Origin of the sequence: Methylobacterium sp. Leaf125 (genome assembly GCF_001423085.1) — a bacterium.
In the GTDB taxonomy this organism is placed as follows: Bacteria; Pseudomonadota; Alphaproteobacteria; order Rhizobiales; family Beijerinckiaceae; genus Methylobacterium.
Window position 1 is genome coordinate 1 of record NZ_LMNU01000035.1, and the last position, 10,985, is coordinate 10,985.

Here is a 10,985-nt window from a genome sequence, read left to right on the forward strand (position 1 = left end):
CCGTCCAGGATCGCCGTCGCCTCCGAGAAGGTCTCCGATGCCGCTTGCGCGCGCTCGTCGTGCGAGGTCTTGCCTTGCGAGGTTTCTTGCCGTGACACTGAATTCACACCCGTTCGTTTGCTGGCACCCGCTCGATCCGGCCCGCAGACAGCGCTCTGCGCGGGCCGCCCCTCGAACGAGGCATGCCCCAAGACGAAACCGGGGCCCTTCGATCGCACTTATAACGTCATTACGCAGCTTTGCCACGCCAGGGGGCGACCGCACTGTCCCGCAGACCGTGCCCGGTCTGCAATACCGTTCCAAAATCCGGAGCGCGGGAGACAAGGCGTCGCCGAGCCGTGACTGTGGAGATGCTGGCGCCGGCGCCTGAACTCCGGCAGTTAATCCCACCGCGCGTGCCGATCAACGGTGCGGCCGTGTTTTCCCGTCCGCCGATCCCGCATCGAGGCAGGCCATGTCGCTCATCCGCTCCCCCGCCGGCCTTGCGCTGATCGGCATCCTGTCGAGCGGGTCCGCCTGGGCGACGGGTCGCGCACCCGACCCGTCGCTCGTCCGCCGCCACGCGCCGGTCGAGCCCTTCACGTTCCCGTGCGAGACACCCGGCGGCTGCGGCGTCCAGGCGGGTCCCGGTCCGGCCGACCGCGACGTGCGTCCCTTCGAGGGGACCCTCGGCCGGCCCTGCGACTATCGCACGCGGGCGACCCCGCAGGGGACGCGCAAGGTCCGCGTCTGCTTCTGAGCGCATCCGATCCATGGCCGACCCGTTGCGACTGTTGCTGTTCACCTGGCTCTGCGTCGCGCCGGCCGCTGCGGTGGCCGAGGGCTTGGCCGAGGGCTTGGCCAACACCTGCACCGACGCGTTTGCGGAAGGGCAGCGGCCGGTGATCACGAACCCGAAGCTCGCGGCCCGCACCGTGCCGCTGTGCTTCGATGCCTTCGCGGTGCTTCATTCCGGTGTCTCGCGGACGCCGCTCTACGCGGCCGAGCGCCTGACGCGGGACAGCGTCTCGGCGGCGCGCCGGGTCGACCGCATCGATGCCTTCCACGATGAGGATGCGCTGCCGGCCGCCGACCGGGCGCGGATCGAGGATTACGTCCGTAGCGGCTACGACCGCGGCCACATGGCCCCGGCCGGCGACATGCCGACCCATGCGGCCCAGGCGCAGTCCTTCAGCCTCGCCAACATCGTGCCGCAGGACCGCGCCCTCAATCGCGGGCTCTGGTCGGCGATCGAGGAGAGCGTCCGGCGTCTCGCCACACGCCGCGGCACGCTCTACGTCGTCACCGGGCCGATCTATTCCGGCGATGCCGTTCAGGCGATCAACGGACGGGTCCTGGTGCCGACGCAGCTCTACAAGGCCCTCTACGACCCGGTGACGGGGGAGGCCGGCGCCTATCTGGTTCCGAATCAGGACGATCTTCCGTCGCAGACCGTTTCCCTCGACAGCCTGCGCGCACTGTCCGGGCTGGACGTTTTTCCGATGCTCCCTCCCGCCGCCAAGGCGCGGGCGATGGATCTGCCGGAACCGCGGGCCTATTCCCGGGGGGAGTCCGAGGGTGGCGAGCGTCCGCGCCGCCGGGCGCCCGAGTCGGACTCGCTCGAATCCTGGGCGAGGGACCAAGTGCATCGCGCCTTGCGGCGTCTCTGGCGCGATCTGATGCGCGCCATCTTCTGAGGGGAGGGTCCGATGCCGAAGACGGAAGCGTGGTCGGAGAAGAACCCAGGTCGATTCACGCCGTTCGCGGACGACGCGGCAGTCCAGACGATCGGCGGTCTCTCGATCGAGAATGGCCGCGACCGGATCGCCATCCATGGCAGCCTCGACCTCGGGCGGGACGCGCCGGGGCTCGAGAGGGCCCGGGCAGCCGCGGCCGCTCTCGCCGCCATCGTAGCCGCCCTCGAGGCCGAGCCTCTGCCCGAACAGCTCGCGGACGTATCGCACCCGGCCGATACGGTGAAGAACCCCTTCGCCTGAGCCCGGGACCTCCCTTCGCGTTCCCGGCCCGCATTCTCGTTCTTGGCCCACGTTCTTGCCGGTCGGTCGCCGCCCTGATACTCCGGCGCAACACTCTCACGCGAAGCGGTTCGACGACGGCGAGCGCCCGAGGTCCGACCGCATCGGCGCTCTCCGCGCGGTCTGCCGGCCGGTTCGACCGGACGCAGCCGCGCAACACGCACACGCTGATTCCGACGGTCGGGGCGCAGGGCGCGCCGGACCGCCGACACGACAGGGATACCACCATGGCGCGCGAATTCATCTACCACATGAAGGGTCTGACCAAGACCTATTCGGGTGGCAAGAAAGTCCTCGATAATATCAACCTGTCCTTCTACCCGGACGCCAAGATCGGCGTGCTCGGCATCAACGGCTCGGGCAAGTCGACCCTGCTCAAGATCATGGCGGGCATCGACAAGGACTGGACCGGCGAAGGCTTCGTCGCCCAGGGCGCCCGGGTCGGCTACCTGCCGCAGGAACCCCAGCTCGATCCGAACAAGTCCGTGCGCGAGAACGTCATGGAGGGTGTCGCCGAGAAGCAGGCGCTGCTCGACCGCTACAACGAACTCGCCATGAATTATTCCGAGGAGACGGCGGACGAGATGACCGCTCTCCAGGACAAGATCGAGGCGGCGAACCTGTGGGAGCTGGATTCCAAGGTCGACCAGGCCATGGAGGCGCTGGGCTGTCCGAGCGACGAGCAGCCGGTCGCGACGCTGTCGGGCGGCGAGCGCCGCCGCGTCGCCCTCTGCAAGCTGCTGCTCTGGGAGCCGGAACTCCTGCTCCTCGACGAGCCGACCAACCACCTCGACGCCGAGACGGTGAACTGGCTCGAAGGTCACCTGCGCCAGTACCCGGGCGCGATCCTGATCGTGACCCACGATCGCTACTTCCTGGACAACGTCACCGGCTGGATCCTCGAGCTCGACCGCACCCGCGGCTACCCCTACGAGGGCAACTACTCGGCCTGGCTGGTGCAGAAGCAGAAGCGCCTCCAGCAGGAGGGCCGCGAGGACATGGCCCGCCAGCGCGCGATCAACCGCGAGCAGGAGTGGATCGCCGCCTCGCCGAAGGCCCGTCAGTCGAAGTCCAAGGCCCGTATCACCCGCTACGAGGAGTTGGTGGCCAAGTCGCAGGACAAGATCGACGCCTCCGCGCAGATCGTCATCCCGATCGACGAGCGCCTCGGCAACAACGTCATCGAGTTCGAGCACCTCAACAAGGCGTTCGGTGACCGCCTCCTGATCGAGGACCTGTCGTTCAAGCTGCCGCCCGGCGGCATCGTCGGCGTGATCGGCCCGAACGGCGCCGGCAAGACGACCCTGTTCAAGATGATCACCGGGGCCGAGAAGCCGGACGGCGGCACCATCGCGGTCGGCGAGACCGTGCATCTCGGCTACGTCGACCAGTCACGCGACGCCCTCGACCCGAACGCCACGGTCTGGCAGGAGGTCTCGGGCGGCAACGACATCATCTATTTCAACAAGCGCGAGATCAATTCCCGCGCCTACTGCGCCGCCTTCGCCTTCAAGGGCTCCGACCAGCAGAAGAAGGTCGGCACCCTCTCGGGCGGTGAGCGCAACCGCGTCCACCTGGCTCGGACCCTGAAGGGGGGCGCCAACGTGCTGCTCCTGGACGAGCCGACGAACGACCTCGACATGGAGACCCTGCGGGCCCTCGAAGAGGCGTTGGAGGATTACGCGGGCTGCGCCGTCATCATCAGCCACGATCGCTGGTTCCTGAACCGCATCGCCACGCACATCCTCGCCTTCGAGGGTGAGAGCCACGTGGAGTGGTTCGAGGGCAACTTCTCGGATTACGAGGAGGACAAGAAGCGTCGCCTTGGCGCCGACTCGCTGATGCCGAAGAAGATCAAGTACAAGAAGTTCTCCCGCTGAGACGACGGTCCGGCGCCCGCTTCGCAGGAGGCGGGCGCCGCTTCAGGCCCGGGCGCTCAGCGCCAGGGCGTCCCTGAGGTCCCGACCGTCCGTGAGCTTGCGCCCCTGGCGACGCAGGCTCTTGAGGAGATCGCGGTCCGGGAACGGGCAATAGGGCAGGACCGGCGCGACCGTCCCGGCGGGACGACGTCCGTCCGCAAGCTCCGCGAGCGCTCGGTCGAGCAGCACCCGTCCGTGCTCGTGCAGGATCACCGAGGCGCGGGTCGCCGTCGTATCGTGCGGCAGGCGGACCGCTTCCTGGGCGAGGATCGCGCCGGCATCGATCGTCACGGCGAGGCGATGGAGCGTCACCCCGAAGGCCGGCTCGGCCTCCGCCAGCGCATGGATGGTGGGGACCGGCCCACGATGGCGCGGCAGCAGGCCGGGATGAACGTTCAGGCCCCCAAGCGGCGTCCGCTCCAGCGTCGGACCGGAGAGAATCTGGTCGAAATGGAAGGTGACGATGAGATCGGGGGCGTGCCGCTCGAAGGCTTGGGCGACCTCGGATCCGTTGACGTCGTCGACCTTCAGCGTTGGAATGCCGAGGTCGCGACAGAGCGCCTTCAGGGGCGTGGCACCAGCCGCGGTGCCCGCTCCGGTCAGGCGGCGTGCCAGCGGCGAGAGCGGGGCGAGGAGATCCGGCAGCCCGAAATTGACGCCGAGATAGGGCAGGATTGCCGGACCGGAGCGCGCGAGATGGCGCCGGACCTGGCCGACAAGGCCGCCGGAACTCGGCCGTTCGGCGTTCGACAGGCCGACGAACGCGAGATCCGCAGCATGGTCCCCGACGAAGCGTCTCACCGCACGGGCGTTCGGCAGGGCCTCCAGCACGAACAGGGCGATCCGGGGGCGGCTCACCGGCCGATCCGGATCTTGAACTTGAAGCCGCTCATGCCGAGGCGCCTTAAGAATTCCGGCAGCAGGGCTGCACCGCGAGCGCCGGCCGCGAGGATCCACGGAAAGGCGACGATGTCCCGATCCTTGGCCAAGCCGCGCGCGATCCGGCGCGCCGCATCCTCGGCACTGATCTCCAGGGGACGCCAGCCCTGGTACTCGCCGCCCATGGCGGTCTTCACGTAGCCGGGGGTGACGACGTTGATGCGTACGCCGTGAGGCTTCAGCTTCTCTCGGAGCGCCAAGCCATGGGCGAGCAGCGCCGCCTTGGTGCCGCTGTAGGAGGGCGCGTCGGGAAGCGGTGCGAAGGCCGCCAGGGACGAGATCAGCGCGATCTGCCCGTGGCCGCGGGCCCGCATCAGGGTCACGCAGGGGAGGGCGACGTTGAGGGCGCCGAGGAGGTTCACCTCCACGGTTTCGAACGCCATGGCCTCGGTCTCCACGTCCCCGCCGGGATCGCCACCGTTGATCGCCGCATTGACGATTACGAGATCGAGGGGATGGGCATGATCGGCGCCCTGGAGCCAGTCTGCGACGGCCGCCCGCTCACGGATGTCGAGGCGCTTCGTCTCGATCGCGGCACCCTCGGCGCGGCACGCGTCGGCGATCGCATCGAGGCGTGTCCGGTCCCGGCCTTGAAGGATGAGCGTCGTGCCGGGCTCGGCGTAGTGGCGGGCGAGGGCGGCGCCGATGCCGCTCGACGCACCGGTAATCAGGATGACAGGCATCGGGACTGCTAGCGCGGCCAGTCGGACCGGATCAATAGACCGGTGCGAGTTCCTGGGGCTCGCCGTCCTCCGCCCGGATCGCGCCGGCGGCGGCCAGGGCCGAGGCCGGCAGCGTCGCCTCGAGCCGCGGGATGGTCCCGGCGATCGCCCGCTCGATGGCCGGACGGGAAAAGAAACCGCCGTTGATCTGCGAGCGGTGCAGCACGACGCGGCGGAAATCCGCCATCAATGCACCGTCGGGCGGCGTCGGAGCCGTCCAGAACGAGTCCAACCCACCCTGGTGCGTGAGGCCCGGGAAGTTGTAGATCGCGTTGCCGGCTGCGCAGGTCGGACGCCCGAGTTCGAGAGACAGCATTCCGACGGTACTGTTGATCAGAACGACGCCGCGACTGCCGGCGATCAGGCTGGGCAGGTCGCCGCCGTCGATGATGTCCAGGCGGTCGTTGACCCCGTGCCGGCGCGCCGAGTGGCGGGCGTACTTGCGCCAGTTGATCAGGCCGCTGTCCAGGGGATGCAGTTTGATCAGCAGGCGGGTCGGCGCAGGCGCGTGGGCCGCGAACGACGCGATTGTCCGGTCCATGAAGCCTTCGACCCCCAGGAAAGGGGAATGGACGCGGATCTGATAATCGCTGTCGAGCTGAAGCGGCAGCAGGAAGTAATCGACGCCGATCGCCGTGTAGGCCTCGTTCAGCCGCGCTGCCTCGCGCCGCGTATGGGCGCGGCGGGCGAACTTCTTGATCCAGCCGGCATATTCCACCGCGATGTGATGCGGCCGGTGGCTGCGGAAATGCGGGAAGAAGTACGGGAAGCCGAAATTCGCGATGTTGTAGGCCACATCCCAGAGGCTGCGCCGGGCCATGTCACCGCTCGACGGCATCGCGCGTCCGGGCTGCGGCAGGCGCCGGGCCACGGATCGGATCTCGTCCGCGGTCTTCGGCAGCGCCGAGTTGCCGTTCACGCCGCCAAGCTCGCAGGTGATCCAGTTCGGCCGGAGATAGCCCTCCTCGAAGACGTGAACTCGGACGCCGAAGGGCTGGGCGGCGGACGTGGCAGCGACATGGTAGGGGCGGCAATCGCCGAAGAGCACGATATCGGTGACGCCATGCGTGCGGACATAGTCCGCGACGTAGGCGCCCCACTTGTCGAACCGTCCCCGGTAATTGTCGGAGGGGAGGCGCCAGAACAGCCAGTCCCCGGACGAGAAATTGATGCGCCGCACCCGATGGCCGCGCGCCTCGAGGGCGCGCCCCAGGTCGGCGAAGAAGGGGGATGCGAGTCCCTGGAGGAAGAGGAACGTCGCCTGTCCGTCGCGATGCATGTCTGCGCGAGGCTGAAGCATTCTCTCCGACGCCTGCTCCTGCGCCCGTTCAATGGCGGGCCACCCTGGACGGTTCAGATCCGTCGCACGGGACTCCCATCCCAGCAATTGGGCGCTCGTAGGGCGGTAACGGAATTCCCGCCGCCTGTGACTTCGCGACAACGCCGCCCGCATCGGTTATTCCCGCTCAGAAAGGGCGATCTCCCCGGACCCATGCCCCTTGGGGCCCCGAAGATGCTATGGCAGCGGCCGGTTACGCCGGTCCGAAAGTGAGCATGCCCTCGACCCTGCCGTCATCGCTCTTATCCACAGGCGGACGCGTTCACGCGCTGCGATCCGAGATCTCGGCAGCCCTGGGCGTCCCCTTCGTCGCACGCTGGCGTCCGGGGGCAGCACCCGTGGTATGGGAAACCGGCGCCGTCCGCAGGATCGTGCAGCGTCTCGCCGCGCCCGTGATCGTGGGTCCCGGTCCCCTGCTGTCGCCCTACGATACGCCCGGCACGGGGATGTCGAGTCTGCGCGTCGATCACGCAGGTCGAGCAGCGGGCTTGGACAAAATCGATACCGAGGCGCTGCTGCGCGCCCGAACCTTCGGCCGGAATCGGTTCTCGCCGCGAAGCGGCGGGGCCATCTCGGACGCCTTGTCCGGCCTCGCCGATCCGTCCCTCATCCTCGTCGAGGGCGCGGTGGCCGAGTCCGGCGCGCGCCTCCGGGCCTTCGTGATGCGCGTGCTCGCGGCGCGCCCGGACGGGACGTTCCTCGTCGCCGGCTCAGGCGGCTGCACGGGCCTGTCGCCGAGCTTGTCTCCGCGCTTGCGGATCCTGGCGTCCCCGGTCGATCCTTGGGCGCTGTTCGAGCGGGTTCGCCGGGTCTTCGTCGACGACTGGGCGGCCGCTTGCGAGGCGCGCCTGGCCGGGTGCGAGGTCGCTCGCCCGGGTGACCCCTCCACCCCTCCGACGACGCACGATCTCGTGGCCCTCCGCTACGGGACGGGGATTCACTACTTCGATCCCTGGACCCGGGCCTCGATCGGTTTCGAGGATTGCCTCGAGCGCGTCGCCTGGCTGCGCGACCGCTTCGCCGACAACGAGACACGAACGGTGCTGGTCGGCATCTCGGGCTGGAAGCGTCCCGTCCTCGACGCCTTCATGGTCGGTCCGCAGGGCCCACCGATCCACGCGATGACGGCGGAGGATGCCGTAGCGGCCGCACGCGCTCATCAGGCCCAGGTCCGGGTCTGGGCCACCCGTATGCCGGAACGGCTGGGCCCGCTCTGCGCCGAAGCGGGCGTGCCCCTCGCGCGGATCGAGGACGGCTTCCTGCGTTCCGTGGGCCTCGGGGCCGGCCTCGCCCCCGGGGCGTCGATCGTCGTCGACGATCGCGGGATCTACTACGATCCGCGGACCGAGAGCCGGCTCGAATTTCTCCTGCGGACGTCGACCTTTCCGCCGGACCTGGTCGCGCGCGCGACGGCCCTGCGCGAACTCGTGATCGCCCGCCGCCTGACCAAGTACAATGTCGGTCTCACCGACGAACCGGGTGATTGGCCCCGGGATCGCAGGATCGTCCTCGTCCCCGGCCAGGTCGAGGACGATGCCTCGGTGATGCACGGTTCGCCGGTGGTGCGTTCGAACCGCGATCTGCTGCGGGCGGCGCGAGCCAGGAATCCGGATGCGTTCCTGCTCTATAAGCCGCATCCCGACGTGGAGGCCGGGTTCCGGACCGGTGCAATTCCGGAGGCCGAGGCGCTCACGCTCGCCGACCGGATCGTCGGTGGGCTCTCCATCGTCGATCTGCTGGACCGGGCCGATCACGTGGAGACGATGACCTCCCTGGCCGGCTTCGAAGCCTTGATCCGCGGCCGCTCCGTCGCGGTCCACGGGCGTCCCTTCTATGCGGGGTGGGGGCTGACCGAGGATCTGGCCCCGGGCGCGGACCGTGGGCGCCGCCTCGCGCTCGACGAACTCGTGGCGGGCGCCCTCCTGCTCTACCCGCTCTACCTGGATCCGGTCACCCTCAAGCCGTGCTCGGCCGAGCAACTCCTCGATCGCCTCGCGGCGGCTCGCGATGCGGCCGGCCCGTCGCGTCTGGCCATGAGCCCGGCGGCGATCCTCACCATGCGGGCCCGCTACGCCCTGCTGAACCCTCTCATCCGACGGCTGCGCGCCAAGCGCGGCGTCGAGCGATTTCCGGACCGGAAGCCGTGACCGCCGCGATGACCTTGCTTCTGAGCCTGATTCTCGCCCTGTCGCTCGGTCTCGCCATCGAGGCCGGTGCAGGTGGGCACGCGCGGCCCGTGAGCCTGCGCCCCCGCGACCTCGCGATCCGCTTCGCGGGCTACGGATGGGTCACGGCGTTCTGGTTTCAGTTCTCGTGGCGGCCCTGGCTCGCAGCCTTCTCCTGCGTACTCACGATCCTGATCCTCAGCGTCATCAGCCGGCTCAAACGCAGCATCATCGGCGAACCCTTGGTGTTCAGCGACTTCGCCCTGCTGCGGCAGGTGCCGCGCCACCCGGAACTCTACTACACCCGCCCGCTCAGCGACCCCCGCATGGCCGGGCCGATCCTGGTCGGCTTGGCGCTGGTCGCCGCCTGGTACGCGGTCGAGCCGACCCTCCTGCCTAGCGAGCCGAGTGTCGCGCTCCTCGCGATCCTGGCCCTTCCGCCGGTGCTGTTCAGCAGCGTGATCCTCTCGGGGGAGGGGAAGGCCGCCGCGACCCTCGCGCGGTTGTTTCCGGCGCCGGCACTGGATGCCGACATCGCTCGGTACGGGCTTCCGGCCACGCTTCTCGGCTATGCTCTGCGCTGGCGCGCGCATCGCAGGACCGAACGCGGAGCCGCCCTCCCGCCCCCGATCCGCCGAGGCGACGCACCCGTGATCGTGGTGGTGCAACTCGAATCCTTCCTCGATCCGGTGCGCCTCGGCGGACCGCCCCTGCCGCTGATGGAGATCATCCGCGCGCGGGCGACCCTCCATGGACGGCTGCGGGTGCCGGCCCACGGGGCCTACACGATGCGGACCGAGCACGCGGTCCTGACCGGCTCCGATTCCGAGGATCTCGGCTTCGGCGTGTTCGATCCCTACCTCACCCATGGCGGCCACGAGCCGACGAGTCTGCCCCTGCGCGCCCGCAATGCGGGGTTCGAGACCGTCTTCGTGCATCCCTTCCACCGGGACTTCTTCAACCGCGCCGCCGTGGTGACACGCCTCGGCTTCGATCGCCTGATCATGGAGGACGACTTCCCGGGGGCGTCCCGGGTCGGACCCTATATCGGCGATGCAGCGCTGGCCGACCGCGTGCTTTCGGAAATCCGGGGCCGCTCCGCGCCGCTGTTCCTATACGGCATCACGATGGAGAACCACGGACCGTGGAAGCCGGGACGCCTGCCGGGGATCGACGACCCGCTGGCACAGTACCTGACGCATGTGCGCAATACCGGCCGGGCCGTCGAAGCTCTCATCGCGGGGTTGGAAGGCCTGCCGGCCACGCTCTGCGTCTTCGGCGATCATGCCCCGGCGCTTCCCAATTGCCGTCCCGGTTTCGGCGGCACCGCCACGGACTACGCCGTCTTCCAGTTCGGCCCGGATGCCCACGAGGGCGGAGCCCGACGCGACCTCACCGCGGCGGAACTCGGGCACCATCTTCGGCAGATCGTCGCGCTTCCCGGAGAGGCGGAGACCTTGGCTTTGCCACCCTCGTGACGCATTGGTGATCGATAGGCGGCTGGACCCAGCGGAGGTCTGTCGGAGCCCGGTCGGGTGCACGATCCGTTAATTCGATCGCAGCGTTTTGCCGCTATCGTCCGACGCGGCCACCGCTCGGAGGCTTGGACCGCGATCCGGGTCGCCGCGCGAGCGACCTCCCGTTCGCGGTTGATCGAACATAATGGCGTCGCCCGTGCGCCGTGATTGAGGCGGGCGTCGTCGCCGGATCGCACCTGTGCGCGGTCAGGTCAGGAGAGTAACAATGCTTCGTAAGGCGTCCTTGGCCGCCCTGACGGCCTGCCTCGTTTCGGGCTGCTCGTCGCTCCTCCCTGCGGCCGGACCGACGACGGGTGCGGTGGTGGAGGGGGCCGACATCGCGACGAGCGAGGGGACGTTCGCCCGCTA

9 protein-coding genes and 1 pseudogene are annotated in these 10,985 nt (G+C 69.1%); 7 read left to right on the forward strand and 3 right to left on the reverse strand.

Features of this window, described 5'->3' with window-relative positions:
• Positions 1 to 454: 454 nt before the first annotated feature.
• The 4 genes from ASF58_RS19860 to ettA all read left to right on the forward strand — a co-directional run bounded on the left by ASF58_RS19860 (position 455) and on the right by ettA (position 3,895).
• On the forward strand, positions 455 to 739 hold the full coding sequence (locus tag ASF58_RS19860) for a hypothetical protein (RefSeq protein WP_055956619.1): 285 nt from the start codon (positions 455 to 457) through the stop codon (positions 737 to 739).
• Positions 740 to 752: 13 nt separating this feature from the next.
• The gene (locus ASF58_RS19865) at positions 753 to 1,676 is read left to right on the forward strand and encodes a DNA/RNA non-specific endonuclease (protein ID WP_055956623.1); all 924 of its coding nucleotides are present in this window, start codon (positions 753 to 755) and stop codon (positions 1,674 to 1,676) included.
• Between the two features lie 12 nt (positions 1,677 to 1,688).
• Complete coding sequence (locus ASF58_RS19870; RefSeq protein WP_055956627.1) at positions 1,689 to 1,976, forward strand: hypothetical protein; 288 nt, start codon at positions 1,689 to 1,691, stop codon at positions 1,974 to 1,976.
• Positions 1,977 to 2,242: 266 nt separating this feature from the next.
• Positions 2,243 to 3,895 (forward strand): energy-dependent translational throttle protein EttA, encoded by a 1,653-nt coding sequence (gene ettA / locus ASF58_RS19875; RefSeq protein WP_055956630.1) that lies wholly within the window; start codon positions 2,243 to 2,245, stop codon positions 3,893 to 3,895.
• Between the two features lie 42 nt (positions 3,896 to 3,937).
• Here ettA and ASF58_RS19880 read toward each other — a convergent pair whose 3' ends face one another.
• From ASF58_RS19880 to ASF58_RS19890, 3 genes are read right to left on the reverse strand one after another with little or no spacing between them, the layout of a single operon-like run.
• Positions 3,938 to 4,792, reverse strand: a complete 855-nt coding sequence (locus ASF58_RS19880) for a formyltransferase family protein (RefSeq protein ID WP_055956634.1) — start codon at positions 4,790 to 4,792, stop codon at positions 3,938 to 3,940.
• Positions 4,789 to 5,556 carry an SDR family NAD(P)-dependent oxidoreductase gene (locus tag ASF58_RS19885; RefSeq protein WP_055956637.1) on the reverse strand — a complete coding sequence of 256 codons (768 nt, stop codon included), beginning with the start codon at positions 5,554 to 5,556 and terminating at the stop codon, positions 4,789 to 4,791. Before ASF58_RS19885 ends, ASF58_RS19880 begins: the two co-directional genes overlap by 4 nt.
• A 31-nt stretch (positions 5,557 to 5,587) precedes the next feature.
• Entirely contained in the window at positions 5,588 to 6,895 is a 1,308-nt protein-coding gene (locus ASF58_RS19890; protein WP_055956640.1) for a capsular biosynthesis protein, read from the reverse strand.
• A 485-nt stretch (positions 6,896 to 7,380) separates the two neighbouring features.
• Between ASF58_RS19890 and ASF58_RS19895 the strand changes: the two genes are divergently transcribed.
• From ASF58_RS19895 to ASF58_RS27285, 3 genes and pseudogenes are all read left to right on the forward strand, one after another.
• A complete protein-coding gene (locus ASF58_RS19895) occupies positions 7,381 to 9,081 on the forward strand; it encodes a capsular biosynthesis protein (protein ID WP_244477413.1) in 1,701 nt (566 codons plus the stop codon).
• 8 nt (positions 9,082 to 9,089) lie between these two features.
• The gene (locus ASF58_RS19900; RefSeq protein ID WP_055956648.1) at positions 9,090 to 10,577 is read left to right on the forward strand and encodes an LTA synthase family protein; all 1,488 of its coding nucleotides are present in this window, start codon (positions 9,090 to 9,092) and stop codon (positions 10,575 to 10,577) included.
• Between the two features lie 265 nt (positions 10,578 to 10,842).
• Positions 10,843 to 10,985: pseudogene (locus ASF58_RS27285) on the forward strand (sugar transporter); the annotation flags it as partial.